Source organism: Streptomyces sp. 3330, assembly GCF_031456635.1.
Taxonomy (GTDB): Bacteria; Actinomycetota; Actinomycetes; order Streptomycetales; family Streptomycetaceae; genus Streptomyces.
This window is the reverse complement of record NZ_JAVDVA010000036.1, coordinates 1-26,166: the sequence shown is the minus strand read 5'-3', so window position 1 is coordinate 26,166 and position 26,166 is coordinate 1. Positions and strand designations below refer to the sequence as shown.

Here is a 26,166-nt window from a genome sequence, read left to right as displayed (position 1 = left end):
CTGCTTGTGCTTCAGCGGTAGCACGGTTGTTGCATAAGGCAGTTGGGGCTGTCAGAGGGAGTCATTACAGTGGTTGCGTTGCGGTCATGAACACTTGAAAGGCGTAGGCGGTTCCCGTCCGGGGCGGGCGGCGGAAAACGGGGAGAGTGGTTGGCGTGATTCCTGCGGACATGGGCGGGGGCCCCACCGACGTACGGCGCGGATACATGGCGCTCTCGACGTTCAAGAAGCGGGTGGACGACCTGCTTACGGCCTTCGAGAAATCCGCCGGCGGCTCGGCGAAGGTGGCGGACCACAGCCTCGCGGAGCACACCTTCGGCGCGGGAAACTTCCCGGAGGCAAAGACGCTCCACCTCCAGTACCAGCGCGTCCACGAACGCATCACGAGCCTGTCCAAGTCGCTGGGCCTCCAACTGGAGGCCATGCAGATCGCCGTGCACGGCGTGGACGTCACCTTCGACAACCTCGAAGAGGACCTGCGGTACCGGTTCCACGAGATCCGGACCGAGGTCAACCGCGACCGTGAAGAGGCGCTCGACCAGCAGCCCGAGCGGACCAACGACGCCGATCACACCGACGCGGGGTACTGATGGCCGACCACAAGAACACGTCGGACCGCTATCGGACGGAACGCCAGGAAGCCGCCCAGCAGAACAGCGGCGTGGACGACGCGGTGAACAAAGCCGTGGTCATCAGTCCCGGGTCCCTCAGCAGCCCCGGCGGCTTCGGCAAGACCAGCTTCGAGGGCTACGACCTCAACGCCATGATCGATATCGTCGAGTCGGCGAACCCGGAGACCCTGGAGAGCGCCGCCACGGCCCTCGTCGACGCCCGGGACGCCATCAACGACGCCGCCAACGAACTCAGCCGCAACCTGGGCGACGTGGACTGGGAGGGCGAGGCCCACACCGCCTTCTACACCTGGGGCATGAACCTCACGACCACCGCCCTCGCGCTCGCCACGTACACCGACGAGGTCGGCACCCAGGTCCTGGCGGCAAGCTCCGGCCTCGCCTCCGTACGCAAGTCGATGCCGCCGCGTGACAGCCGCGCCGACCCCAAGAAGGTCGAGGACATTCCGACACCCCAGCGGGTCGAAGGCAACGAGGAGTACACGGCGGCGGTCAAGGCCGAGAAGGACCGCCAGGAGGCCATCAACCAGATGTACCGGCTGGCGTCGTTCTACACGGTGTCGAGCGGGATGATGGAACTGGCGGAGGAGCCGGTGTTTCCGGAGATGCCTGCGGTGGGAGTGCCGAAGCCGCCGCCAGGGTACGAGATCCCGGCCCCTCCCGGGGAGCGGAACACCGGCCTTGGCACGGTCACGCATGGTTCGGAAACGGTGCACCACCGTACGACGGATGCCGCGGTCGGGCAGCCCCATCCGGATTCACTGTCAGAAGCCACGAAGGCGGACGGTCCCGGCACAGCCCCGGAACGACACGTCGGCACTGAGATCGACAGCGTGGGCCCCTTGCCGCTTCAGGACACAGCCAAGCCGACGACTGTGGTACCGCCGACCACGGCGGGTCCCAGCGCAACGTCGACGGTGTCTCCGTTCGCACCCACTGGCGTACCTTCGACATTCCGAGGGCCGACCGGGCGCACCTCGCCAATCGGCAGTGGACCGGCAGGCAGAATTCCCGCCTCGGCGCAGGGGCGCGCAGGTGGAGTGCCGGGCGGTGCCGCGGCGGGACGCACAGGAACCGGCCCCATGGGGCAGGCAGGGCGCGCCACGGTACCCGGGACGACGGGCGGCCGTACCACCGGCCCCCTGGGGCGAGGTGTGGTCGGCGGAGCACCGAAGACCGCTGGACAGGCGGCCGGACGTACCGGTGGTGTCCCGCGTGGTCCTCTCTCCGGAACTGGTGCCACGAGCCCCGGACGCCCTGGAATCGGGCGCACCGGCGCCGGGCGTACCGGCGACGGCATCGTCGGCGGGAGGGCTGTCACTGGGGGCACCCCCGCGACCAACGGATCCAGGTTGCCCCGAGGCACTGTCGTCGGCGGTGAGAGCCCACCCACGTCGCGCGCCACCGGCGAGAAGCCTGGCCGGCGTGGGGTCATCGGGACACCTGGATCGACGGCGGCCTCGGGTGCGGGACGGATGGCTCGCCGCCCGGGTGCCGCTCCTGACGGCGTGGTCGGAACAACGACGGGACGGTTTTCCGGAAGCAAGAACAGCGGAAAAGTGCCCGGCGGGGCGGGTGCAACGCGTGATTCTGCACGCAAACAGGCTTCCGGCGAGACGCGTTCGCGCCGTGAGGAGCGGCGCAACGATGCGTCGCCGACCGACTGACCGGACAAGGCGAGGACGACATAGGCATGGCGGTAGGAATCAGCCGACGCGGCGGGTGGAGCGCGCGTTCTTCGGAACGAAAGGGCAGACGGGTTTCCACTGTCTGTTCAGCGCTCGGCACCTTGGCCGTCCTGTCGGCAGGTCTGGCGCCGAGTGCGGCGGCCGCCGACGCCCAGCCACAGCAGTGGTATCTGAAGGCGATGAAAGCCGATGAGATGTGGGGGGTGAGTACCGGCGAAGGCGTCAAAGTCGCAGTCATCGATTCAGGCGTCAAGCCGGACACCTCCTCACTCAAGGGACAGGTACTTGCCGACGAGGTACCGGCAGCCGTGGCCTACGGAGCCACAAAGGACTACACGGGCCACGGGACCACCATGGCGGAACTCATCGCCGGTACGGGGAGCGGCAACGGCCTGAAGGGGATTGCACCCGGGGCCAAGATCGTTCCCTTTCGTATCGTCGCGAACAGCCTGAAGAACAAGGCCGATCTCAAGAAGACCGCAAGCGCCGCGGAGGCTATCCGGGCAGCCGCTGACAGTGACGTCAAAATCCTCAGCATGTCTTTCGGAAGCCCTGGTGAAGACCCAGAGGAGGCGGCGGCGATCAAGTATGCCCAGTCCAAGGGTAAGTTGATGTTCGCCAGTGTCGGCAACAACGCTGAGACGAAGAATCTCATCGGGTACCCGGCCGCCTATCCGTATGTGGTCGGCGTCGCTGCTTCCGATGAATCCGGAACGGCTGGAAAGTTCTCGGAATACGGCAACTATGTTGACTTGGCTGCTCCGGGGCTCGACATCCCTGCCTGGTGTGACGCGACATTTCGCGCCTACTGCGACAGGGCGGGAACAAGCATGTCGGCCGCCATCGCCTCCGCCTCCGCCGCCCTCATCTGGTCCGCTCACCCCAAGTGGACGGCCAACCAGGTCCTCGCGAGCCTGATCGACACCGCCGGACGTGACTGGGCGAAGGACGACCCGAGCACCTACCTCGGCTACGGACTGATCCGCCCCCGCATGGTGCTGGAGCAGAGCGACTTCGACCCCGGGTCCGCCGACACCGACCCGCTCGCCAAGGAGAACGCGACGGGCGTCACGGGCGAGGCGAGCGCATCGCCCGCCGCCTCCGCATCGGCCCCGTCCCAGCCTCCGAACGGCGCCGCAGCCGACCGGACGTCGGCAACGGGTTCGAGCTCCGACGCCTCCGACAACACCGCGATGTGGGTCGCACTCGGAGTCGCTGTGGCCGGCCTGTCGATCGGAGCCGGTGTGTTCAAGATGGTCCGCGCCCGGCGAGCCGCTTGACGACCTGACCCCGCACGACGACCGCTCACACACATGTGAGCCACAACTCAGGAAAGGGAGTGCCGAAATGGTCGACCGCAAGCTCAACGACGGCGATGTACAGAAGCTCCAGAAGGAAGTCATCGATCGCTACGACAACATCCGGGGCTCCCTCGCGAAGCTGCAGGGCACGATCGACATGATCGAGAGGGCGTGGACGGGCCAGGGCGCCAACGCCTTCAACACCAAGCAGACCGAGATCAACGGCCATATGGTCGCGATCGGCAAGATGCTCGACGACTTCCTCGACGGCATCCACATGACGAAGACCGACAAGCAGAACCTCGAAGACCAGATCACCGCCGACATGAACAAGATCTCGGTCGAGGATCTGGGTGGAAAGACTTCGGCACTCAACAGCTACTGACCGACTAATCCGGAGAAGTCCGGCTGAAGTCTTCACAGAAACGAGGGGAATCATGTCCGGAGCCCATTACGAGGAACTCGCCGTCACCTACGGCACCATGGACGCGCTCGCCACCGAGCTCGGCGACCAGGCCAGGAAGCTCGAGGAGGACCTCGAAGCCCTGCGCCAGGCCGTGCTCAACGTGTCCTCGGGCTGGGGCGGCGAGGCGTTCCAGCAGTTCCAGAGCAAGAGCGAGGAGTGGAACAAGCACGCGCGCGGCATCCACGCGGCGCTGCTCCAGATCTCGCACCAGGTCCACGGCGCCGGCGGTGACTACCGCGGCGGCGACCTGAAGGGCGCCAGCTACTTCCTGTAGCAGCACTCACGTCACCACACCGGGGTGGGCACGCACGGGAGGTGCCCACCCCGGTGTGGTGTCGGGGTGAGCGGGATGGCCGCCCTCTGATCTCCAAGGGGCGGTGGCGAGGCGGCAGCCCCGCAGCCGTGGGCACAGGCTTGTCGACATGCGTAGCGGCCGTCAGCGTTGGCCTCTCACCTGCACCCTGTGGGGAAGAATCCGGGTCCGATGTCAGCTCTCTGCCCATCGAGGGAGTTTGTCCGGGAAGCTTTGACCGTTCTCGCATTTACCCAGGTCGTAAGCATGGCGGGTCAGTTCGTATGCGAAGTCCGTCAGTGCTTGATGCAGGCCAAGTCCGGACGCCCGGCTCTCCCCGATCACGCGCACCTCGGATATGAGAGCGTAAGCCTGCGAGGCATCATCCGGATTGCTCCCGCTAGGCACGCACGGGACATAGATGCTGGCAAACTTCCCCCTGGAGAGTGCGTAGATTCCACTCGCGGAAGTCTGTTCTGCCGACCCTTGTGATGGTCCACCATAGGACTTGTAGTACGTCTCCCAAGCCTGCCGGGACGAGTCCTGGATCTTCACTTCGCCCGACAAGAGGGAGTCATCGCCTGCGTAGACATGGCAACCGAACATGAAGGTGTCACCTGCGCCATGAGTCTCTCCGTCTTCTTCTGCCGAGCGCGTGTCCGGAAGCAGGCGGATTACCGTGTCCCGTCGGGCTGCCCCGTCGCACACTTCGGCTGGAAGATGATCGAGTCCTTTGGTGAAGAGCTGCTGGTAAGAGATCCAGCTTCCGGCCGTCAAGCCCAGTACGGCTGAGCCGAGAGCCAGCATTTTTATGTTTTTACGCATGAGGAAACTCGCTCGCATTTTCATCAGTTCGGACGCTTCTGACTGTCTCGCAAGATTGTTTCGCTTGATTCCCAGCCCTCATTGACGGCGTTTCCGATGAGAGTGTTGGTTCCGTCTTCCGGGGCGTTCACGTGGTGTTGCTTCAGTGCGTCCTGAACCGACCATTGCGTCTGCTGATTCACCGAATCCTGGGTCCCGCTGAGGTCCTGCCCGTTGCGATATACGGCCTCATCCATAGCGCCTTCCAGTTCTCGGCCTTCGAGCAGACGGCCCACAGCCATGCCGGCGACTCCGGTGATGAAACCTCCGGCACCAGCGTATACAGCCCCTGCCGGTCCGGAGGGTGCCAGCACGGCCGTGCCGTATCCGATGCCGGCTGACAGCACGGTATTGAAGAAGTTTCCCTGGTCTTCCAGGCTTTCATTGTATGCAGTTTCCGTCTCGACGGATGCTTGAATATCTGCATCGGCGACGGACCGAGCGGAGATTCCTTCGATGATGCCTGCGTTTCTTGCTATGCCTTTGAGGACATCGTCGCGATTTCCTTCGAACAGAGAGGGGTCCGACAGATGCGCGTCCAGGAGGCTGCCGGTATAGATGCTCTCTCCGTAGATGATTGCCGCCCTTCCTGACGGGTCCAACGAGACTGCTGACAGAAATCGCGTCACATCCGTCCGCTGAAGTCCCGCAGGGGCGTCACTGGGCGACAGGAAGATCGCCTCGGAGTTCGGCCCTCCGAACGCTCTACTGATTTCCGGCATGTAGGAAGCCGCCATGTGCCCGAAACTCTCGCCCATTCCCCTCCCCACGAGGTCCGCGCCTCCATCTGGCTGTGCCACGGCTTCCATGATGTTCGCCATGATCCTTACCTGCGTCTCGCTGTGGGGCGGGGCCACCGCCATCGAGTCCCCCAACCCGACCCCGGTCACCGCGGCCTCCAGTGCGTGCCCGAGTGAGGGACCTCGGTCTGTGTACGCGGTGGTGGCCAACAGACGATCGAGGTCGGACTTGGAGTCGAAGGCATGCACTGCGGCCTCGGGGTTGTGCGAGAGGCCTTCGAAGAGGCCTTCCAATGGATCTCGGCCGTTGCCGTCGCCGAAGACGAGGTCGAGGGCGTCGTAGCCCTTCACCCATACGGCGTCGGTGTTGTTCTCGCCCCCCACCTTGTCCGCCTTGAAGAGGCTCTTTCTGTAGTCGTCCAAGAACTCGGTGTCGTACTGCCCCGCCCGCATCAAGCTGCTGATGACCTGGGAGCCCAGCGCCCCGATCGGGCTGAATGCGTCGGTGCCACGGAAGTTCGTGTTGCGTTCGGCGACGAGGTTCTTCTTCCAGTCCCGCATGGCTTCCGAGTCCGAGAAGGACGCCGTGGCCAGCGTGAGGCTGAGGTTGTTCTGGAGGCTCTTCATCCTCGCCAGCTCCGAGCCCTTGGCTCCGGCGTGCGCCGAGGTCATCTCGGTCCAGAACTGGAGCGTCCCTTTGGCCCCGAGGCGCGTGGTGAACCGTTCCGCGAAGAGGGAGTCGCCGCTGTACGTAGCCATCGTGCGGTTGAAATTTTTGATGTCGTCGAGGCTCATGTCGGCCGGGTTCTTGGCCATTTTCGCGAGCTTCTCCGCCGCCGCGACGGCCTTGGCAGCGGAGTCCCTGTCGGAGTAGGCGGCGTCGGCGAAGCCGTACTTGGCCTGGTCGACGAGGAGCCGCAGGACCTTCGCGGCGCTGCTGTCACTCTGCGTCGCCTGGGTGAGGATGCCCTGGATCTCGTCGCGAAGGTCGTCCACCGCCTTCTGATCCGTGGCCCCGGTCCTTCCGCTGGGGTCGGACGCCCAGTCCGGCCGGGTGTTGCCGGTGACCGTGAACGTGCCTTCCCCGGTGTCGATCACCGTCAGGTGCTGTTGCGCGCCGCGCGTGATGGCTGCGTTCAACTGTGTCTGGTAGGAGATGAGTTCACCGCGCGTGTCGCTGAGGATCTTGGTGATGGAGTCGGCCTGGGTGTGCGCGTCGGCGAACTCGGCGGCTGTCTTGGTGATGAACTCGCGGCTGACGGTGGCGTTGACCCCGGCCCACCTGGCGGTATCCGCCTTGGCCTTGAGGTTGCTTTCCGCGTCCTTCTGCAGGTCCGCCAGCTTTTTCGTCATCTGCTCCCAGTCGGTGACCGCTTCACCGAGCTTGGAGAAGTCCCCGTGCCGCAGGGCGTCGAGGTCCATCGGTGTCAGTGACCCTTTCGGTCGTCGAAGCCCTCGTCCAGCAGGGCGATGCCGCTGACCGTTCCGGCGATGTACGAGTCGTCGGCCGCGTGCTGGTTCTTGGTGAAGCGCAGGTGGTTGGAGATGTGGGCGCAGGCGTCCAGCAAGGTCTTCGTCTGCTCGCTCCAGCGCTCCGTCACATGGTCCAGAGCGGCACCCAGAGCGAATCCCTCACCCTTGAGTCCTCCCGCGGCAGCCGCGGAGGCCACGCGCGCGTGCCCGCTGTAGGCCGTGAAGTCTTCGAAGAGGTCGTGAGCCGCCTTGCCGACAGCCTCCAGGTCCTGGTGGCCGGCTACCAGGTCCCCCTGTGTGCCGTTCCCACCCTGATCGGCGGGGTACTGGTTGAGCTGCATCCGCGTCGGATGCTGCCCCGCCGCCGCACTCTTGAGCTGCTCCCACTCTTCCCAGGCCATGCGCGAGCCCTTCCCCCGTGAAGCCCGTCCATCGGACGGGGCAGTTTCACCAACCTGCCAACAGGCCTTATATGTGAGCCCAGTTCAATCGAGCTCGCGGATCTCACCCTACTTTCCATGAATGACCGCGGTGCGGCCTGATGGGGGAGGGGAGGAACGGAGATTTCTGGCCGCACGTCAAGCCCTTCCCTCCGGACGTCGAGTGCGTCCAGCCGCTACTGCCTTCAGACGCCGGCCTCAACCTGAACGAGGGGTTTCCCCACAGCGCCGCGACGATCGGGCCCCCACCCCTACCGCGTCAGGCGCCGGAGCTCCATTCCTGCGCAGGTTCGGGCCGAGATCGAGATCACGTGCAGTCACTCCCCTTCTTTATTTGCTCGGTGTAGTCGGTGATGAGGCGCTGCATCGTGGACGGGCTCTTCCGACCGGAGGCGAAGACCTGCACGACGGTGAAGAGAGCCTGGTCCGGATGAGCCGGATCCGTGCACCCCCCGACCTTCCCGACCGCGCCGGTCCCGGAATGGAGGAAGTCGTGGCCGGTGATCACTTTCCCCTTGTTGACCTGCGCGTGCACGGCGGCGACGTCGGCTACGCTTCCTGCCTTCTCCCACCACAATCGTCCTGCCACAAGAGCGAGTTCACCGTCGACGCTCACGTTGCAGCGCTGGGTCCCACCGTTGGGCGTGGCCTGCCGGGTGGAAACCTCTTCGCCGGGCGGAAGGAACGGTGCCAGAAGGTCAGGGTCCACGGACACCCCGCACAGGGACCGTGGCAGGGAATACCCCTGCTTCTCGCCGCTCGAGCATCCGGACAAGGCGGTTCCGACGGCGAGCGATGCCGTCACGACGGCAAGGAGTCGAAGCGTCGCGGAGAGCGGGATCGGTGTGTACTGCACGGTCAGGGGCCTCCCTGGACGGCGGGATCTTCGAGCGGGCGTGCGACGGGTGCGGTCGGGGCCCCGCATCAGACCGGCTTCAGCGTCCGACAAGTCCCCCGGACGGACGGCGGGGCAGTACGCCCATCCGTCACTCCCCCTCCGGCGCCAACCCCACCTGCACCAACGGCTTCCCCCGTCGCCGGGAGACGAAGATCCCCCGTCCCGCGGGCATCGGGCGCGGGCGGACGCCGCCGAGGAGGTCGCCCTCCCCGGGGTCGCCCGCGAGCACGACGCCCTGGGCGCCCAGCTCCTTGATCCGTTGCATGAACGCCTCGTACGACGCGCGCCCCGCGCCCGCCGTAGACCGCGCGATGATGAACCGCACCCCGACGTCCCGGGCGAACGGCAGCAGTTCCGTCAGGCCCGCCAGCGGATTGCCGCTCGACGTCGCCACCAGGTCGTAGTCGTCGATGACGACGAACACCGTCGGCCCGCGCCACCAGCTGCGGTCCCGGAGCTGGCGTGCCGTCACCTCGGCCGTCGGCGCCCGGCGCTTCATCAGGTCGGCCAGCGCGGCCATGTGGTGGTCCATGGCGTTGGACATCGGGATGTACTCGGCCAGGTGGGACTCCGGCGTCACGTCCAGCAGGGAGCGCCGGTTGTCGACCACGAACAGCTTGCACTCGTTGCCCGCGTAGCGCTGGGTCAGCTGCCGGATCAGCAGCCGCAGCAGGTTCGACTTGCCGGACTCGCTCTCGCCGAAGACCAGGAGGAACGGATCCTGCTCGAAGTCGACGTAGACCGGTTCGAGCCGGTCCTCGTCGAGGGCGAAGGCCACCCCGCGGCGCGGGAAGCGGTCGCCCGGCGGCAGCGAGCCGGCCGGGAACTCGCGCGGCAGCAGCCGTACCTCGGGAGCGGGCGCCGCCTGCCACTGGCGGGCGACCTCCGCGGTCAGCGCCTGCGTGGCGTCGGCGAGGTCCGTGTCGGAGGAGAGGCCGTCGATGCGCGGCACCGCCGCCATGAAGTGCAGTTTCTGCGGCGACTGGCCACGGCCCGGCACGCCCGCCGGGACGTTCGCGGCCACCTTGCGGTCGATCTCGGAGTCCATCGTGTCGCCGAGCCGCAGCTCGAGACGGTTCATCAGGTGGTCCTTGAGGGCCGCCCGGACCTCCATCGACCGCGAGGCCGTCAGCACCAGGTGGACGCCGTAGCCGAGCCCGCGCGCCGCGATGTCGAGGATCACCTGGTCCATCGCCTCGTACTCGGACCGGAAGTTGCCCCATCCGTCGACGACCAGGAACACATCCCCCCAGGGCTGGTCCGTGACCGAGATGTCCCCGCGGGCCCGCCTGGCCCGGAACTCCGCGATCGACGGGATGCCGGCCGAGCGGAAGTACTCCTCCCGGCGGGTCAGCACGCCGTACACCTCGGCCACCGTGCGCCGTACCCGCTCCGGGTCGAGCCGGGAGGCGACGCCGCCCACGTGCGGCAGGCCCGCCACCGACGCCATCGCGCCGCCGCCGAAGTCGAGGCCGTAGAACTGCACCTCGTGCGGGGTGTGGGTGAGAGCGAAGGAGCAGATCAGCGAGCGCAGCAGGGTCGACTTGCCGGACTGCGGGCCGCCGACGATCTGCATATGGCCCGCGGCGCCGGAAAAGTCCGCCCAGAGCGAGTCGCGGCGCTGCTCGAACGGCTTGTCCACCAGCCCGACCGGAACCACCAGCCGGCCCGCGCCCTCGTAACCCGGCTGGGTGAAGCCACGGCCCGGCACCGCCGTGAGCCCCGGCAGCAGCGCGTCCAGGGACGGCGGGCTGTCCAGCGGCGGCAGCCACACCTGGTGCGCCGCCGGGCCCTGCGCCTCCAGCCGGCGCACGATCACGTCGAGCACGGTGTCCGCCAGCGCGTCGTCGACCTCCGCGTCCCCGGACGGGCGGGCCTGCGGCACCTGCGCGTACCGCACCGGCACCTCGGCCGAGGTGAACAGCACCGGCCGCCGGTCCACCGGCAGCGGGCCGCCCCCCGGCGCCGTCCGCTGAGCGCCCGAGCGGTAGACCCCGGACACGTACGCCGCCTTGAACCGCACCATCTCGTCGGTGCCGAACTTCAGGAAGCCCGAACCCGGCACGTTCGGCAGCGAGTACGCGTCGGGCACGCCGAGCGCCGCCCGCGACTCCGCCGCCGAGAAGGTGCGCAGACCGACGCGGTACGACAGATACGTCTCCAGGCCGCGCAGCCGGCCCTCCTCCAGGCGCTGCGAGGCCAGCAGCAGGTGCACACCGAGCGAGCGGCCGATCCGGCCGATCTGCACGAACATCTCGATGAAGTCCGGCTTCGCGGTCAGCAGCTCGCTGAACTCGTCGATCACCAGGACCAGCGAGGGGATCGGCTGCAGAGCGGCCCCCGCGGCCCGCGCCTTCTCGTAGTCGTGGATGTTGGCGTAGTTGCCCGCGTCGCGCAGCAGCTCCTGACGGCGGTTGAGCTCGCCCCGGATGGAGTCGCCCATCCGGTCGACCAGCGTCAGATCGTCCGCCAGGTTGGTGATCACGGCCGCCACGTGCGGCATCTGCGCCATGCCGGCGAAGGTCGCGCCGCCCTTGAAGTCGGCGAGGACGAAGTTCAGGGTCTCGGAGGAGTGGGTGACCGCCAGGCCCAGCACCAGCGTCCGCAGCAGCTCGGACTTTCCGGAACCGGTCGCGCCCACGCACAGGCCGTGCGGGCCCATGCCCTCCTGTGCCGCCTCCTTGAGGTCCAGCATCACCGGACGGCCGTCCTCGCCCACCCCGATCGGCACCCGCAGCCGCTCCGCCAGCGAACGCGGCCGCCAGGTGCGGCGGGTGTCCACGGACGCCGCGTCCCCGAGGCTCAGCAGGTCGGTGAACTCCAGATTGGCCAGCAGCGGCTCGTCGTCGTCCCCGCCGGTCGCCATCCGCAACGGGGCGAGCTGCCGGGCGAGCGCCTCGGCCGACTCCGGGGAGAGCGCGTCGGGCGTCCCCTCGTAGACGGCCCCGTGTCCCGACTCCAGCCGCAGCGCGCCGGGCTGTACGACGATGTCGAGCTCACCGCCGGCCCCCGTCGGCTCACCGGGGACGATCTCGAGGACCGTCACGCCCTGGAGCCCCTCGGGGTTGGCGAGGACCGAGTCCGGGGGAAGGGAGACGCCGTCGAGGACGACGACGATGTGCGGCTCGTCGGGCAGCGGCGTCGCGTGCGGATGGAACCGCGGGCGGCCGGTCAGCCGAGCCCCGAGCAGGTTCTCCAGCTCACGGGTGTCGGCGCCGATCAGCCTGCGGCTGCCCGCCCCGTCCACCGCCCCGGACGCCTGGACGTGCGGCAGCCACTTCGCCCACTCCCAGTGCGGCAGTTCGTCCCGGCCCGCCGCCACGACGAGCACCAGGTCCTCGGACGAGTGCAGCGCGGCCAGCGAACCGGCCATGGCGCGGGCGCAGGAGCGCACCGAGAGCGGCTCACCGCTGACCGTGACGTGGTAGAAGGCGCGCAGCGAGACGGCCATCGGCAGGTCGTCGAGGCTGTCGTGGACGGCGAGGAAGCGCTGGAGCGCGCCCGCGGTCAGCGGCTCCAGCTGCTCCACCGGGCCCGTCTCGGGAGCGATCAGCGCGGTGGCGAGGGCCTGCGCGCCGAGACCGACGCGGACCTGGGCGAAGTCCTCGTCCCCGGGCCGCCGTTCCCACACCCGGCTGCCCTCGGCGACCAGCGCCCACAGCTGCTCGGGGGAGGGGTGCAGGTAGTACTGCGCGTCGCGCTGTGCCCGCGCGGTGCCGAGCGCGGTCCGCCGCACCTGCGCCAGATAGCTCAGGTAGTCGCGGCGCAGATCCGCCAACTGCCCCTGCGAACCGCGCCGGAAGCGCACCACCATCGCGATCGACATGGCCACGGTCGAGGCGATCATGACCATGCCCATGATGCGCATGAACGGCTGCCCGCTCGTGAAGAAGAAGACCACCGAGCCGCCCATGCCGAGCGTCGGCAGCAGTTGCATCAGCACGCTCTCCTGATGACCCCGCGGCAGCTCCGGCGGAGGCTGAAGGACGACCTCACCGGTGGGCACCTCGGACGGCAGAGCCCGTGGCTGGCGCTTCACGACGATGTGGCTCACAGCTCACCAATCCCCTTGCGAGGCCCCGAATCCCCTTGCACGGCCCCGGAAAACCTCGTCCGCCGCCCCGTACCGGACGGACGCAGGCCGCCGCGTGATCCTACTGACTGCCTGTACGACCAAGGGGCGGTAGGGTGCCGGATGTTCGCGTGAGCACACCCGCGGGAGGCGCCGCGCGCCATCCGGCACGGAACCTTCACACCGCCGCCCGACGCCGAACACGCAGACGCGGAACCAGCACTGAGGGGGAGCAGCAGGTGAGTATCGCGGCCTCCGCGGCAGCCACCGGAGAAGGACGCGGCCCCGGAGCCGTTCCCGCGGCCGGGACGGGGTTCGGCTTCTGCCGGGTCACCATCGTCGCCCCCGACAGCCGGATCGACGTGGCGCTGCCCGACGACGTCCCCGTCGCCGACATCCACCCGGAGATCCTCAGGCTCTCCCGGCAGAGCCCCGCCGAGGGCGCCCCGGTCGGCTACCACCTCGTCCGCAGGGACGGCACCGTCCTCGACAGTTCCCGTTCGTTCGCCGCCCAGCACATCCTCGACGGCGAGCTCCTCACGCTGCGCCCCTTCTCCGAGTCGCTGCCGCCCGCCGTCTTCGACGACGTGTCGGAGGCGGTCGCCGCGGCCGTGACGCGCGAGCACACCCTGTGGAGCGGTGAGCTGACCCGTGCCGCGGGCCTCGTCGGCGGCGGGGTCCTGCCGGCCCTGCTCGCCTTCGTGGCCTGGAGCGGCGACCCGCGGCACGACATGCACAGCCTGCCCGGCGTCCTCGCCGCGGTCGTCGGCGTCCTGCTGGTCGCCCTCGCCGGTGTCCGGGCCCGTGTCTACGACGACCGCGGCTCGGCCGTCGCCCTCGGGCTCGGCGCGCTGCCCAACGTGGGGGTGGCGGGCTCCGGACTCCTCCCGCTCGCCGACGGCCAGGGCATCGGCAGGCCCGCGTTCCTGTCCGCCTGCGCAGCGGTGCTGCTGGCCGCGGTGCTGCTCACGCTGTGCTCCCCGCGAGGGGACGGCCCGTTCGTCGCCTTCGTCGTGGCCTCCGGCGCCGGCCTGGCGGCGGTGTTCGCGGCGACCCTCGCGCACTGGACACCGGCCGAGACCGCCGCGCTGTGCGCCCCCGTCGGCGTGGGCGCGCTGGCCTTCCTGCCCGGCCTGTCCATGCGCTTCGCCCGGCTGCCGATCGGCTTCGACACCCCGGCCTCCGCCCCGCGCGGCGCGTACGGCGCCGATCCCGCCCCGCGGGAGCCGGTGGACGCCGAGCGGATCGCCGCCCAGGCCCGTCGCGGGCACGAACTCCTGGTCGGCCTGGTGGGCGGCTGCGCCGTGATCACGGTCGGCGCCTGCGCGGTCCTCGGGTTCTCCGACGACGTCTGGGCCCGGCTCCTCGCCCTGGCCGCGGGCATCGCGCTGCTGATGCGCGCCCACCTGTTCCGCTACACCGCGCAGGTCGCCCCCGTACTGGCGGCGGGCCTCGGTTCCCTCGTCCTGCTCGGGCTCGGGCTTGCGCTGAACCCGCCGCACTCGGTGATCCGCGACGCGCTGGCGGGCGACCGCGCCGACCTGGACCTCCGCACCGTCTGGCTCGTCGCGGCGATCGCGGCGGCGGCCGCGATCGTCACCGCGATCGGCCTGATCGGCTCGCGGGGCGGTCTCACCCCGTTCTGGGGCCGCTTCATGGAGCTCGCCGAGGGCTTCGTCCTGCTGACGCTCGTCCCGTTGGCCCTGGCCGTCTTCGACGTGTACGCGGCAGCCCGCTCCATGACGAGCTGACCCGCACCCGGCGCCTGAGGACGCCGGGCGCGGCCTTCGTCCCACCCGCTAGTCCATCCGGCCCAGGTCCGTACCCCCACGGCTCCGGCGCCCGTTCACCGCCGTCACCGCCGTCACCGCCGTCACCGCCGTCACCGCCGTCACCGCCGTCACCGCCGTCACCGCCGTCACCGCCGTCACCGCCGTCACCGCCGTGCCCGTGCGTACCGGTCCTTACCGGCCGGGGCGGCCCGGCTACCGTGCCGCGGACTCCCCGTCGTGCGGCGCCGGCTCCAGATCGAACTCGCCGTCCCGGGCGCCCAGCACGAAGGCCCGCCACTCCGCCTCCGTGTAACGCAGCACCGTCTCCGGGTCGAGCGACGACCGCATCGCCACGGCCCCCGCGGGCAGGTGGGCGATCTCGACGCGCTCCTCGTGCTCCTCCGTGCCCGGGGCGCACTGCCACTCGACGCCGGAGATGTCGAGCGCGTACAGCTCGTCCCGCTCCCGCTCCTTGCGCGCTTTGACGTCTTTGTCCTCGGCATCGGCCATGTCGGCTCCGACCCTCTCCGCTGAGTTCCCGCAGTTCCAACGAGCTGTGGCGCCAGCCTACTTGCCCGCGTTCCCCCAGCTCAGAGGTTCTTCTTTTACGTTCCCGCCCGGCGTCGTCGCCCGTACACTGCCCCCGCGCGGGGCGATACGGCCCGGCCGGGTGCCGCGCCGTCCCGGACAGGCCCGACGCCCCGGGCTGCTACCCTGGCTTTCGGCCGTTTGTGTACGCACCCCCGGAAACACCCTCAGGGAGTCCCTGAAGGTTCTGAGGGCCGCGCTCAGCGGATCCCCGCCACCCGAGTAACGGAAGCTCCCCCGAGACCAAGACCGGGGGCACTCGGTGGCCACTCAAAGACTACGAGGAGTACGCGTGCCGCTCGATGCCGCTACGAAGAAGCAGCTCATCACGGAGTTCGGCCAGAAGGAGGGCGACACCGGCTCCCCCGAGGTCCAGGTCGCCATGCTGTCCCGCCGGATCTCGGACCTGACCGAGCACCTCAAGACGCACAAGCACGACCACCACTCCCGTCGTGGTCTGCTGATCCTGGTCGGTCAGCGTCGCCGCCTTCTCCAGTACCTGGCCAAGAAGGACATCCAGCGCTTCCGTGCGCTGGTCGACCGCCTCGGCATCCGTCGCGGTGCGGCGGGCGCCAAGTAGAACGCCGTGAGGGGGAGCGGTTCCCGGACCATCGGGACCGCTCCCCTTTGCCGTACGCATCGGCACACATCGGTACGTATCGGCGCAAGCGGGTACCCGCCCGCGGCGGGGCCGTCGTACGCCCCGTCGCCGTGCGGAAACGTGCGGAGTGTCACCAACGCTTTGTAGTGTGGTAGCACAACGACACACGTACGACACAGCGTGATGACGTGCACTCGCTGCGGGTGAACGTCAGCACGCCCACCGAACGAGGAGAAGCGCGCCTAGCAGCCGCCGGTCCTCGGTAGTGGCCCCCGGGAAAGACATCCCCGGGTGCTTCGATCGAAGACCGGCCCGCACCGAGCGTTTCTCCGCCACCGTCCCCCTGCCACACGGGCAGCGAGGGACGAAAGACGACAAGTAACGGAGAAAATGCTAGTGGAGAACGAGACCCACTACGCCGAGGCCGTCATCGACAACGGCACCTTCGGCACCCGCACCATCCGCTTCGAGACGGGCCGCCTGGCCAAGCAGGCCGCCGGCTCCGCCGTGGCGTACCTGGACGACGACACCATGGTGCTGTCGGCCACCACCGCCTCCAAGAACCCCAAGGACCAGCTCGACTTCTTCCCCCTCACGGTGGACGTCGAGGAGCGGATGTACGCCGCCGGCAAGATCCCCGGCAGCTTCTTCCGCCGTGAGGGCCGCCCCTCCGAGGACGCCATCCTCACCTGCCGCCTGATCGACCGCCCGCTGCGCCCGTCCTTCAAGAAGGGCCTGCGCAACGAGATCCAGGTCGTCGCCACGATCATGGCGCTCAACCCCGACCACCTGTACGACGTCGTGGCGATCAACGCCGCCTCCGCGTCCACGCAGCTGGCCGGTCTGCCCTTCTCCGGCCCGATCGGCGGCGTCCGCGTCGCGCTGATCAACGGCCAGTGGGTCGCGTTCCCGACGCACACCGAGCTCGAGGACGCCGTCTTCGACATGGTCGTCGCCGGTCGCGTCCTGGAGGACGGCGACGTCGCGATCATGATGGTCGAGGCCGAGGCCACCGAGAAGACCATCCAGCTGGTCGCGGGCGGCGCCGAGGCGCCGACCGAGGAGGTCGTCGCCTCCGGTCTGGACGCCGCGAAGCCCTTCATCAAGGTGCTCTGCAAGGCCCAGGCCGACCTCGCCGCCAAGGCCGCGAAGCCCACCGGCGAGTTCCCCGTCTTCCTCGACTACCAGGACGACATCCTGGAGGCGCTGTCCGCCGCCGTCCGCCCGGAGCTCGCCTCCGCGCTGACCATCGCGGGCAAGCAGGACCGCGAGGCCGAGCTGGACCGCGTCAAGGCGCTCGCCGCCGAGAAGCTCCTGCCGGAGTTCGAAGGCCGCGAGAAGGAGATCTCCGCCGCGTACCGCTCGCTCACCAAGCAGCTGGTCCGCGAGCGCGTGATCAAGGAGAAGAAGCGCATCGACGGCCGCGGCGTCACGGACATCCGTACGCTCGCCGCCGAGGTCGAGGCCATCCCGCGCGTGCACGGCTCGGCGCTGTTCGAGCGTGGCGAGACCCAGATCCTGGGCGTCACCACCCTCAACATGCTCCGGATGGAGCAGCAGCTGGACACCCTCTCCCCGGTGACCCGCAAGCGCTACATGCACAACTACAACTTCCCGCCGTACTCCGTCGGCGAGACCGGCCGCGTCGGCTCCCCGAAGCGCCGCGAGATCGGCCATGGCGCCCTCGCCGAGCGCGCCATCGTGCCGGTCCTGCCGACGCGCGAGGAGTTCCCCTACGCGATCCGTCAGGTGTCCGAGGCCCTCGGCTCCAACGGCTCGACGTCCATGGGCTCGGTCTGCGCCTCCACCATGTCACTGCTGAACGCCGGTGTGCCGCTCAAGGCCCCCGTCGCCGGTATCGCCATGGGCCTGATCTCCCAGGAGATCAACGGCGAGACGCACTACGTCGCCCTCACCGACATCCTCGGTGCGGAGGACGCCTTCGGCGACATGGACTTCAAGGTCGCCGGCACCAAGGAGTTCGTCACCGCCCTCCAGCTCGACACCAAGCTGGACGGCATCCCGGCCTCCGTCCTGGCCGCGGCCCTCAAGCAGGCCCGCGACGCCCGCCTCCACATCCTCGACGTGATGATGGAAGCGATCGACACGCCGGACGAGATGTCCCCGAACGCCCCGCGGATCATCACCGTCAAGATCCCCGTGGACAAGATCGGCGAGGTCATCGGCCCGAAGGGCAAGATGATCAACCAGATCCAGGAGGACACCGGCGCCGAGATCACGATCGAGGACGACGGCACCATCTACATCGGTGCCCAGGTCGGCTCGCAGGCCGAGGCCGCCCGCGCCACGATCAACGGCATCGCCAACCCGACCATGCCGGAGGTCGGCGAGCGCTACCTGGGTACGGTCGTCAAGACCACCACCTTCGGTGCGTTCGTGTCGCTGCTCCCGGGCAAGGACGGTCTGCTGCACATCTCGCAGATCCGCAAGCTCGCCGGCGGCAAGCGCGTGGAGAACGTCGAGGACGTGCTCGGTGTGGGCCACAAGGTCCAGGTCGAGATCGCCGAGATCGACTCCCGCGGCAAGCTCTCCCTGATCCCCGTGATCGAGGGCGAGGAAGCTGATGAGGACACGAAGGACGACACCGACAAGTGACGTCGAGTAGCTCCCAGGCGACGGCCCGCACCTCTTCGGAGGCGCGGGCCGTCGCCCGTACCCAAACTCTGATCAAGGGCACGGCCGGCATCGGCGTCGTCCGCAAGACCACCCTCCCGGGCGGCCTGCGCATCGTCACCGAGACCCTCCCCTCGGTCCGTTCCGCCACCTTCGGCATCTGGGCGCACGTCGGCTCCCGCGACGAGACGCCGTCCCTGAACGGCGCCACGCACTACCTGGAGCACCTCCTCTTCAAGGGGACGAACCGCAGGTCCGCGCTGGACATCTCCTCCGCGATAGACGCGGTCGGGGGCGAGATGAACGCGTTCACGGCGAAGGAGTACACGTGCTACTACGCGCGCGTGCTCGACGCCGACCTGCCCCTCGCCATCGACGTCGTCTGCGACATGCTCACGGGCTCCCTCATCCGTGAGGAGGACGTCAACGTCGAGCGCGGCGCGATCCTCGAGGAGATCGCGATGACCGAGGACGATCCCGGCGACTGCGTGCACGACCTGTTCGCGCACACGATGTTCGGCGACAACGCCCTCGGCCGCCCGGTCCTCGGCACCGTGGACACGGTCAACGCCCTCACCGCCGACCGCATCCGCCGCTTCTACAAGAAGCACTACGACCCGACCCACCTCGTGGTCGCCGCCGCCGGCAACATCGACCACAACAAGGTCGTACGCCAGGTCCGCGCGGCCTTCGAGAAGGCGGGCGCCCTCACCGACCCGCACGCCACGCCCATCGCCCCGCGCGACGGCCGGCGCGCGATCCGCGCCGCGGGCCGCGTCGAGCTGATCGGCCGCAAGACGGAACAGGCGCACGTCGTTCTCGGCATGCCGGGTCTGGCCCGCACGGACGACCGGCGCTGGGCCCTCGGCGTGCTGAACACCGCCCTCGGCGGCGGCATGTCCTCCCGCCTCTTCCAGGAGGTCCGCGAGAAGCGCGGCCTGGCCTACAGCGTGTACTCGTACACATCGGGCTTCGCCGACTGCGGCCTCTTCGGCGTGTACGCGGGCTGCCGCCCGAGCCAGGTGCACGACGTGCTGAAGATCTGCCGGGACGAGCTCGACCAGGTCGCCGAGCACGGCCTGTCCGACGAGGAGATCGTCCGCGCCATCGGCCAGCTGAAGGGCTCCACAGTCCTCGGCCTGGAGGACACCGGCGCGCTCATGAACCGCATCGGCAAGAGCGAACTGTGCTGGGGCGAGCAGATGTCGGTCGACGACATGCTGACCCGGATCGCCGAGGTGACCCCGGACGAGGTCCGCTCGGTGGCCCGCGACATCCTGGGACGACGTCCGTCGCTGTCGGTCATCGGCCCGCTCAAGGACAAACAGGCCTCCCGACTGCACGACGCGGTCGCCTGACCCTCTTCGGCACGCCTTCGGCGATTTCGGTAAGGAAGCACAACAGATGAGCAAGCTGCGCGTGGCGGTCCTCGGCGCCAAGGGCCGGATCGGTTCCGAGGCGGTACGGGCGGTCGAGGCCGCCGAGGACATGGAGCTGGTGGCCGCCCTCGGCCGGGGCGACAAGCTCGAGACCCTGACCGAGAACGGCGCCCAGGTCGTGGTCGAACTGACCACGCCCGCCTCGGTCATGGACAACCTCGACTACTGCGTACGGCACGGCATCCACGCCGTGGTCGGCACGACCGGCTGGACCGAGGAGCGCCTCGCGCACCTGAAGGCCCGGCTGGCCGAGTCTCCGGAGACGGGCGTGCTCATCGCGCCGAACTTCTCCATCGGAGCCGTCCTCACCATGAAGTTCGCGCAGATCGCCGCGCCGTACTTCGAGTCCGTCGAGGTCGTCGAACTGCACCACCCCAACAAGGTGGACGCGCCCTCCGGCACCGCCACGCGCACCGCCCAGCTCATCGCCGAGGCCCGCCGGGCGGCGGGCACCGCCCCGGCGCCGGACGCCACGGAGACGGGCCTGGACGGAGCGCGGGGCGCGAACGTCGACGGCGTCCCCGTGCACGCCGTCCGGCTGCGCGGGCTGCTGGCCCACCAGGAGGTGCTGCTGGGCGGCGAGGGCGAGACCCTCACGGTCCGCCACGACTCGCTCCACCACAGCAGCTTCATGCCGGGCATCCTGCTGGGCGCCCGCCGGGTGGTGTCGACTCCGGGCCTCACCTTCGGCCTGGAGAACTTCCTGGACCTCGGCTGAGGCTGACATGCGAGCCAAACTCTCCTACGCCGTCACGGCCGCCGTCCTGGTCTTCTACTTCGTCCTGGTCGGCAGCCGCGGCGTCATGCTCATCCAGGCCGGCACCCTGCTGACCGTCACCTTCGGTGTGGCGGTGCTGATCCTGCCGGTCATCGGCGTCTGGTTCCTGTGGAAGAACACCCAGTTCGTCCGCCGGGCCAACGCCCTCGCCGCCGAACTCGACGCCGAGGGCGGGCTGCCCGTCGACGATCTGAAGCGCACCGCGGCCGGCCGCGTCGACCGCGACTCCGCCGACGAGGTGTTCGGCCGCCGCAAGGCCGAGACCGAGGCTGCTCCGGACGACTGGCGCACCTGGTTCCGCCTCGCCGTCGCGTACCACGACGCCCGGGACACCCCCCGGGCCCGCAAGGCGATGCAACGCGCGATCAGCCTGCACGACGGCAAGCCGGTGCGCACCGCCTGAGCCGTACGCCGAAGGGGCCGGCCCGCACGGTGGCGGACCGGCCCCTTCGCATGTCCGGACGGCTGCCGGTCGCGGTGCCCGTGGGATCAGACGCGCCGGTTCTCCGCGGCCCAGGCCTCGATCGAGTCAGCCGCCCGGTCGAACGCCTCGGCGCGCGCCAGGAAGTCCGCCCCGTGCGTGGTCAGCAACTGCGTGGCCTCCTCGGGGCGGTCCCGCCGTCCGACGGTCAGGGCCTGCCCCTGCACGGTCCGCGGCAGCCCCAGCCAGCGCACCGGCTGCTGCACCGTCCGCACGGCCACGACGCGCTCCCAGGGCAGCGTGCGGGTGCGCAGGAAACGCACGTGCCGCAGCCCGCGGTCGCTCACCCACACACCCATACGCAGCAACCGCAGGGCGGCGCCGATCACGAGCAGGGAACAGGCGAAGATCGCACCGGCCTCGGACGCCGACCCGGTCAGCGCGATGATGACGGCGGCGAACAGCACGTAGGAGGCGAGCAGCAGCGCCAACGCGGCCACCCCGACCCGCCAGGGGCCCGGCCGGTAGGGGCGCCGCCAGCGCTCGCGGTCCTCGAAGGGCAACGCGACGTCGTCCGCCGCCTCGAATGCGCGGTCGGCCGTCAGGAAGGGCAGGGGCACGGCTGGTCCTCACTCGTCCATGCGTGGGCTGTGCCGGTGAGGTTATCCGTCTGTGTCCCGGCTCACCACCATCGGGGGGCCGGATGGCGTCAGTGCCCCCGGGACGCCTGCGACTGCTGTGTCTGCGCCGAGTGGTCCAGGCTGAGCGCCGGCATCCCGATGACCAGGGACCCCACCAGGGCGGCCACGATGGTGAGCCCCAGCAGCCAACGCCCGGCTATCTGACCGGCGGAGGACCGCTCGGAGGGCGGGGGAGCGACATTGCTACGGAACCGGTCGGCCTCGGCGAGGAAGGCGAAGGGTACGGGCTCGCGCCGGCGGAACATGATGGGTACGTCCTCCTGGGACCTTCGATCGGGTGTCTCACTGGTACAGACGAGCGGGTGCCCGAAAAGGTGCCTCATATCAGCAGTCGTCCCGCACGAATCCCGCGGCACGCCCGTGGACGTCCGGCTCGGCGGCCCCCGTAGAGTTGGCGCCGCTCCGAAGACGCGATGGAAGGACCCCCGCACCGTGACCGACAGCCCCGCCGACGACCTGAAGCCCGGCTTCCGCAGCGACGTCACCGTCGAACTGGTCAAGCACACCGCGTCCGACGCCGACGTGCTCTTCGCCGCCCGCGTCTCGACCGTCGGCGAGCAGTCCCTGGACGAGCTGGGCAAGGACCCGGAGCGCTCCAAGGGCCTGATCAACTACCTGATGCGCGACCGGCACGGCAGCCCGTTCGAGCACAACTCGATGACCTTCTTCATCAGCGCCCCGATCTTCGTCTTCCGCGAGTTCATGCGCCACCGCGTGGGCTGGTCGTACAACGAGGAGTCCGGCCGCTACCGGGAGCTCCAGCCCGTCTTCTACGTCCCCGGCGAGTCCCGCAAGCTCGTTCAGCAGGGCCGCCCCGGCAAGTACGTCTTCGTCGAGGGCACCCAGGCCCAGCAGGAGCTCGTCGGCCGCGCCATGGAGGACTCCTACCTCCGGTCCTACGAGGCCTACCAGGAGATGCTCGCCGCCGGCGTCGCCCGCGAGGTCGCCCGTGCGGTCCTGCCGGTCGGCCTGTTCTCGTCGATGTACGCCACCTGCAACGCGCGCTCGCTGATGCACTTCCTCGGCCTGCGCACCCAGCACGAGCTGGCGAAGGTGCCGTCCTTCCCGCAGCGGGAGATCGAGATGGTGGGCGAGAAGATGGAGGCCGCGTGGGCCGAGCTCATGCCCCTCACGTACGCGGCCTTCAACGCCAACGGCCGAGTGGCGCCCTGACGACCGCGACGAAGGCCGGCACGGAAACGCGAGCGACGGAGACGTATGTACGGATCATCCGTGCGAAGTGTCCGTATTGCGGCATTTAGAGAAGTTCATCTAGCCTGATCAAACGGACCCGGCACTGCTTGAACCCCCGAGCAGGCAGTGCCGGGTTCCATCTTTGTCATGACTTTCCGTACCCCCCGCGGGCAGACCCCGCGGTGAGCAACGAGTAGCGTGTTACCCATGGCTCCGACCTCCTCTCCGCAGACCCCCTTCGGGCGGGTCCTCACCGCCATGGTCACGCCCTTCACGGCGGACGGCGCACTCGACCTCGACGGCGCTCAGCGGCTCGCCACCCACCTGGTGGACGCAGGCAACGACGGCCTGATCGTCAACGGCACCACCGGCGAGTCCCCCACCACCAGCGACGCGGAGAAATCGGACCTGGTACGAGCCGTCCTGGAGGCCGTCGGAGACCGTGCCCACGTCGTCGCCGGCGTCGGCACCAACGACACCCACCACAGCGTCGGACTCGCCCGCGCGGCCGAGAAGGCCGGCGCGCACGGCCTCCTGGTCGTCACCCCGTACTACAACAAGCCCCCTCAGGAGGGCCTGTACCGGCACTTCACCGCCGTCGCCGACGCCGCCGAGCTGCCGGTCATGCTCTACGACATCCCCGGCCGCAGCGGTGTCCCGATCAGCACCGAGACGCTGGTCCGCCTCGCGGCGCACCCGCGGATCGTCGCCAACAAGGACGCCAAGGGCGACCTGGGCCGCGCGAGCTGGGCCATCGCGCGCTCCGGCCTGGCCTGGTACTCCGGCGACGACATGCTGAACCTGCCGCTGCTCTCCGTGGGCGCGGTCGGCTTCGTCTCCGTCGTCGGCCACGTGGTCACCCCGGACCTGCGCGCCCTCGTCGAGGCGTTCACCGCCGGAGACGTCCAGAAGGCGACCGAGATCCACCAGAAGCTGCTCCCGGTGTACACGGGCATGTTCCGCACCCAGGGTGTGATGACCACCAAGGCCGCCCTCACCCTGCTGGGCCTGCCCGCCGGCCCCCTGCGCTCGCCCATGGTCGAGTGCTCGCCCGAAGAGATCGAACAGCTCAAGATCGATCTTGCGGCGGGCGGGGTACAGCTCTGACAACAGACTTCACAACTGAATAGCAGGCCACCGGTGCCTGCAATCCACAACGACAACTGCTATTGCACGAACGTCATGCGCGCCACGTGCCCACCGGTACGTGGCGCGCGTGGTTGAGGAGAGTCTTTTGAGTCATCCGCATCCCGAACTTGCCCCGCCCCCGCCGCTCCCGGCGGGCGGCCTCAGGGTCACCCCGCTCGGCGGCCTCGGCGAAATCGGCCGGAACATGACGGTCTTCGAATTCGACGGCCGTCTGCTGATCGTCGACTGCGGTGTGCTCTTCCCCGAGGAGGAGCAGCCCGGAATCGACCTGATCCTGCCGGACTTCACGTCCATCCGGGACCGCCTCGAGGACATCGAGGGCATCGTCCTCACCCATGGTCACGAGGACCACATCGGCGCCGTCCCCTATCTCCTCCGGGAGAAGCCGGACATCCCGCTGATCGGCTCCAAGCTGACCCTCGCGTTCATCGAGGCCAAGCTCCAGGAGCACCGGATCCGTCCGTACACCCTCGAGGTGGTGGAGGGACACCGTGAGCGCATCGGCCCCTTCGACTGCGAGTTCATCGCCGTCAACCACTCGATCCCGGACGCCCTCGCCGTCGCCATCCGCACCCCGGCGGGCATGGTGGTCCACACGGGCGACTTCAAGATGGACCAGCTCCCGCTGGACGGCCGCCTCACGGACCTCCACGCGTTCGCCCGTCTGAGCGAGGAAGGCATCGACCTCCTCCTCTCCGACTCCACGAACGCCGAGGTCCCCGGTTTCGTCGCGCCCGAGCGGGACATCTCCAACGTCCTGCACACGGTCTTCGGGAACGCCCGCAAGCGGATCATCGTGGCCAGCTTCGCCAGCCACATCCACCGCATCCAGCAGATCCTGGACACGGCGCACGAGTACGGCCGCCGGGTCGCCTTCGTGGGCCGCTCGATGGTCCGCAACATGGGCATCGCCCGCGACCTGGGTTACCTGAAGGTCCCGCCGGGCCTGGTGGTGGACGTCAAGACGCTCGACGACCTGCCCGATCACGAGGTGGTCCTCGTGTGCACGGGCTCGCAGGGCGAGCCGATGGCGGCCCTGTCCCGCATGGCCAACCGCGACCACCAGATCCGCATCGTCCCCGGCGACACGGTGATCCTGGCGTCGTCCCTCATCCCCGGCAACGAGAACGCGGTCTACCGCGTGATCAACGGCCTGACCCGGTGGGGCGCGCACGTCGTCCACAAGGGCAACGCCAAGGTGCACGTCTCGGGCCACGCGTCCGCGGGCGAGCTCCTGTACTTCTACAACATCTGCCGCCCGAAGAACCTGATGCCGGTCCACGGCGAGTGGCGTCATCTGCGCGCCAACGCCGAGCTGGGCGCCATGACCGGTGTCCCGCACGACCGCATCGTGATCGCCGAGGACGGCGTGGTCGTCGACCTCGTCGAGGGCAAGGCGAAGATCTCCGGCAAGGTCCAGGCGGGATACGTCTATGTCGACGGCCTCTCGGTCGGCGACGTGGGCGAGCCGGCCCTCAAGGACCGGAAGATCCTGGGCGACGAGGGCATCATCTCGGTGTTCGTGGTCGTGGACTCCTCCACCGGCAAGATCACCGGCGGCCCGCACATCCAGGCCCGCGGCTCCGGCATCGACGACTCGGCCTTCTCGGCCGTCACCCCGAAGATCGCCGAGGTCCTGGAACGCTCCGCCCAGGACGGCGTGGTCGAGCCCCACCAACTGCAGCAGCTCATCCGGCGCACGCTGGGCAAGTGGGTCTCCGACACCTATCGCCGCAGGCCGATGATCCTCCCGGTCGTGGTCGAGGTCTGAGCGTCGTACGACCGCTCGTAGGCGTGAGCACGGAGCGGGGCTCCTCGATTTGCATCGAGGAGCCCCGCTCCAGTACGTTTACGTCTCCGCCCGAACGGGAACCCGGTACGCCTCGTGCCCCGGATCCACTCCCGGGAGGGGCCGGGAAAACCGACTCAGAACTTCTGATAAAGTCGGAACCGCCGGAAAGGAAACCGCGAAACAAAAGCGGGAACCTGGAAAGCACCGAGGAAATCGGGTCGAGAAAAGATC

At 68.9% G+C, this 26,166-nt stretch carries 23 protein-coding genes; 14 read left to right on the top strand and 9 right to left on the bottom strand.

Going from position 1 to position 26,166, the window contains the following annotated elements; genetic code table 11:
* The first annotated feature begins 155 nt into the window (after positions 1–155).
* The 5 genes from J2X68_RS36360 to J2X68_RS36340 all read left to right on the top strand — a co-directional run bounded on the left by J2X68_RS36360 (position 156) and on the right by J2X68_RS36340 (position 4,361).
* On the top strand, positions 156–590 hold the full coding sequence (locus J2X68_RS36360) for a hypothetical protein (RefSeq protein ID WP_310436883.1): 435 nt from the start codon (positions 156–158) through the stop codon (positions 588–590).
* Complete coding sequence (locus J2X68_RS36355; RefSeq protein ID WP_310436882.1) at positions 590–2,299, top strand: hypothetical protein; 1,710 nt, start codon at positions 590–592, stop codon at positions 2,297–2,299. Before J2X68_RS36360 ends, J2X68_RS36355 begins: the two co-directional genes overlap by 1 nt.
* A gap of 122 nt (positions 2,300–2,421) precedes the next feature.
* Positions 2,422–3,600, top strand: a complete 1,179-nt coding sequence (locus J2X68_RS36350) for a S8 family serine peptidase (RefSeq protein ID WP_399041683.1) — start codon at positions 2,422–2,424, stop codon at positions 3,598–3,600.
* Positions 3,601–3,667: 67 nt separating this feature from the next.
* Positions 3,668–4,006, top strand: a complete 339-nt coding sequence (locus J2X68_RS36345) for a WXG100 family type VII secretion target (protein ID WP_020128584.1) — start codon at positions 3,668–3,670, stop codon at positions 4,004–4,006.
* 52 nt (positions 4,007–4,058) lie between these two features.
* Positions 4,059–4,361: a WXG100 family type VII secretion target gene (locus tag J2X68_RS36340; protein WP_310436881.1), complete on the top strand. Its 303-nt coding sequence runs from the start codon at positions 4,059–4,061 to the stop codon at positions 4,359–4,361.
* Between the two features lie 213 nt (positions 4,362–4,574).
* Here J2X68_RS36340 and J2X68_RS36335 read toward each other — a convergent pair whose 3' ends face one another.
* From J2X68_RS36335 to eccCa, 5 genes are all read right to left on the bottom strand, one after another.
* Complete coding sequence (locus tag J2X68_RS36335) at positions 4,575–5,228, bottom strand: hypothetical protein (protein ID WP_310436880.1); 654 nt, start codon at positions 5,226–5,228, stop codon at positions 4,575–4,577.
* Positions 5,228–7,405 carry a hypothetical protein gene (locus tag J2X68_RS36330; RefSeq protein ID WP_310436879.1) on the bottom strand — a complete coding sequence of 726 codons (2,178 nt, stop codon included), beginning with the start codon at positions 7,403–7,405 and terminating at the stop codon, positions 5,228–5,230. The genes J2X68_RS36335 and J2X68_RS36330 overlap by 1 nt, the downstream gene beginning before the upstream one ends.
* A gap of 5 nt (positions 7,406–7,410) precedes the next feature.
* Entirely contained in the window at positions 7,411–7,857 is a 447-nt protein-coding gene (locus tag J2X68_RS36325) for a hypothetical protein (protein ID WP_310436878.1), read from the bottom strand.
* 346 nt (positions 7,858–8,203) lie between these two features.
* Positions 8,204–8,752, bottom strand: a complete 549-nt coding sequence (locus J2X68_RS36320; protein ID WP_310436877.1) for a hypothetical protein — start codon at positions 8,750–8,752, stop codon at positions 8,204–8,206.
* 130 nt (positions 8,753–8,882) lie between these two features.
* Positions 8,883–12,848, bottom strand: coding sequence for a type VII secretion protein EccCa (gene eccCa / locus J2X68_RS36315; RefSeq protein ID WP_310436876.1), 3,966 nt, complete (start codon positions 12,846–12,848; stop codon positions 8,883–8,885).
* 257 nt (positions 12,849–13,105) lie between these two features.
* Here eccCa and eccD point away from each other — a divergent pair, with 257 nt between their 5' ends.
* Complete coding sequence (gene eccD, locus J2X68_RS36310; protein WP_310436875.1) at positions 13,106–14,617, top strand: type VII secretion integral membrane protein EccD; 1,512 nt, start codon at positions 13,106–13,108, stop codon at positions 14,615–14,617.
* A 48-nt stretch (positions 14,618–14,665) separates the two neighbouring features.
* On the opposite strand, the gene J2X68_RS36305 is transcribed toward eccD, so the two are convergent.
* A complete protein-coding gene (locus J2X68_RS36305) occupies positions 14,666–14,806 on the bottom strand; it encodes a hypothetical protein (RefSeq protein WP_310436874.1) in 141 nt (46 codons plus the stop codon).
* A 45-nt stretch (positions 14,807–14,851) separates the two neighbouring features.
* Positions 14,852–15,148, bottom strand: coding sequence for a DUF397 domain-containing protein (locus tag J2X68_RS36300; RefSeq protein WP_310436873.1), 297 nt, complete (start codon positions 15,146–15,148; stop codon positions 14,852–14,854).
* A gap of 370 nt (positions 15,149–15,518) precedes the next feature.
* Here J2X68_RS36300 and rpsO point away from each other — a divergent pair, with 370 nt between their 5' ends.
* The 5 genes from rpsO to J2X68_RS36275 all read left to right on the top strand — a co-directional run bounded on the left by rpsO (position 15,519) and on the right by J2X68_RS36275 (position 21,081).
* Entirely contained in the window at positions 15,519–15,806 is a 288-nt protein-coding gene (gene rpsO / locus J2X68_RS36295) for a 30S ribosomal protein S15 (protein WP_020128575.1), read from the top strand.
* 417 nt (positions 15,807–16,223) lie between these two features.
* Positions 16,224–18,443, top strand: a complete 2,220-nt coding sequence (locus J2X68_RS36290) for a polyribonucleotide nucleotidyltransferase (RefSeq protein ID WP_310436872.1) — start codon at positions 16,224–16,226, stop codon at positions 18,441–18,443.
* On the top strand, positions 18,440–19,819 hold the full coding sequence (locus J2X68_RS36285) for a pitrilysin family protein (protein WP_310436871.1): 1,380 nt from the start codon (positions 18,440–18,442) through the stop codon (positions 19,817–19,819). The genes J2X68_RS36290 and J2X68_RS36285 overlap by 4 nt, the downstream gene beginning before the upstream one ends.
* 46 nt (positions 19,820–19,865) lie before the next feature.
* Positions 19,866–20,618: a 4-hydroxy-tetrahydrodipicolinate reductase gene (gene dapB / locus J2X68_RS36280; RefSeq protein ID WP_310436870.1), complete on the top strand. Its 753-nt coding sequence runs from the start codon at positions 19,866–19,868 to the stop codon at positions 20,616–20,618.
* A gap of 7 nt (positions 20,619–20,625) precedes the next feature.
* The gene (locus J2X68_RS36275; RefSeq protein ID WP_310436869.1) at positions 20,626–21,081 is read left to right on the top strand and encodes a hypothetical protein; all 456 of its coding nucleotides are present in this window, start codon (positions 20,626–20,628) and stop codon (positions 21,079–21,081) included.
* 86 nt (positions 21,082–21,167) lie between these two features.
* Here the strand turns inward: J2X68_RS36275 and J2X68_RS36270 are convergent, their stop codons facing one another.
* Complete coding sequence (locus tag J2X68_RS36270) at positions 21,168–21,719, bottom strand: hypothetical protein (protein WP_310436868.1); 552 nt, start codon at positions 21,717–21,719, stop codon at positions 21,168–21,170.
* Positions 21,720–21,808: 89 nt separating this feature from the next.
* Complete coding sequence (locus J2X68_RS36265; RefSeq protein WP_310436867.1) at positions 21,809–22,045, bottom strand: hypothetical protein; 237 nt, start codon at positions 22,043–22,045, stop codon at positions 21,809–21,811.
* Positions 22,046–22,232: 187 nt separating this feature from the next.
* Here J2X68_RS36265 and thyX point away from each other — a divergent pair, with 187 nt between their 5' ends.
* The 3 genes from thyX to J2X68_RS36250 all read left to right on the top strand — a co-directional run bounded on the left by thyX (position 22,233) and on the right by J2X68_RS36250 (position 25,914).
* Positions 22,233–22,973, top strand: a complete 741-nt coding sequence (thyX, locus tag J2X68_RS36260) for an FAD-dependent thymidylate synthase (RefSeq protein ID WP_310436866.1) — start codon at positions 22,233–22,235, stop codon at positions 22,971–22,973.
* 228 nt (positions 22,974–23,201) lie between these two features.
* The gene (dapA, locus tag J2X68_RS36255; RefSeq protein ID WP_310436865.1) at positions 23,202–24,101 is read left to right on the top strand and encodes a 4-hydroxy-tetrahydrodipicolinate synthase; all 900 of its coding nucleotides are present in this window, start codon (positions 23,202–23,204) and stop codon (positions 24,099–24,101) included.
* 127 nt (positions 24,102–24,228) lie between these two features.
* Positions 24,229–25,914: a ribonuclease J gene (locus J2X68_RS36250; RefSeq protein WP_310436864.1), complete on the top strand. Its 1,686-nt coding sequence runs from the start codon at positions 24,229–24,231 to the stop codon at positions 25,912–25,914.
* Positions 25,915–26,166 lie beyond the last annotated feature (252 nt).

Excerpts from the sequence above, each read along its gene's own strand:
- J2X68_RS36345 (WP_020128584.1), top strand. The coding sequence starts at position 3,668 with ATGGTCGACCGCAAGCTCAACGACGGCGATGTACAGAAGCTCCAGAAG.
- J2X68_RS36340 (WP_310436881.1), top strand. The coding sequence starts at position 4,059 with ATGTCCGGAGCCCATTACGAGGAACTCGCCGTCACCTACGGCACCATG.
- dapA (WP_310436865.1), top strand. The coding sequence starts at position 23,202 with ATGGCTCCGACCTCCTCTCCGCAGACCCCCTTCGGGCGGGTCCTCACC.
- J2X68_RS36335 (WP_310436880.1), bottom strand. The coding sequence starts at position 5,228 with ATGAAAATGCGAGCGAGTTTCCTCATGCGTAAAAACATAAAAATGCTG.
- J2X68_RS36265 (WP_310436867.1), bottom strand. The coding sequence starts at position 22,045 with ATGTTCCGCCGGCGCGAGCCCGTACCCTTCGCCTTCCTCGCCGAGGCC.
- J2X68_RS36275 (WP_310436869.1), top strand. The coding sequence starts at position 20,626 with ATGCGAGCCAAACTCTCCTACGCCGTCACGGCCGCCGTCCTGGTCTTC.
- dapB (WP_310436870.1), top strand. The coding sequence starts at position 19,866 with ATGAGCAAGCTGCGCGTGGCGGTCCTCGGCGCCAAGGGCCGGATCGGT.
- J2X68_RS36330 (WP_310436879.1), bottom strand. The coding sequence starts at position 7,405 with ATGGACCTCGACGCCCTGCGGCACGGGGACTTCTCCAAGCTCGGTGAA.
- J2X68_RS36300 (WP_310436873.1), bottom strand. The coding sequence starts at position 15,148 with ATGGCCGATGCCGAGGACAAAGACGTCAAAGCGCGCAAGGAGCGGGAG.
- J2X68_RS36325 (WP_310436878.1), bottom strand. The coding sequence starts at position 7,857 with ATGGCCTGGGAAGAGTGGGAGCAGCTCAAGAGTGCGGCGGCGGGGCAG.
- J2X68_RS36355 (WP_310436882.1), top strand. The coding sequence starts at position 590 with ATGGCCGACCACAAGAACACGTCGGACCGCTATCGGACGGAACGCCAG.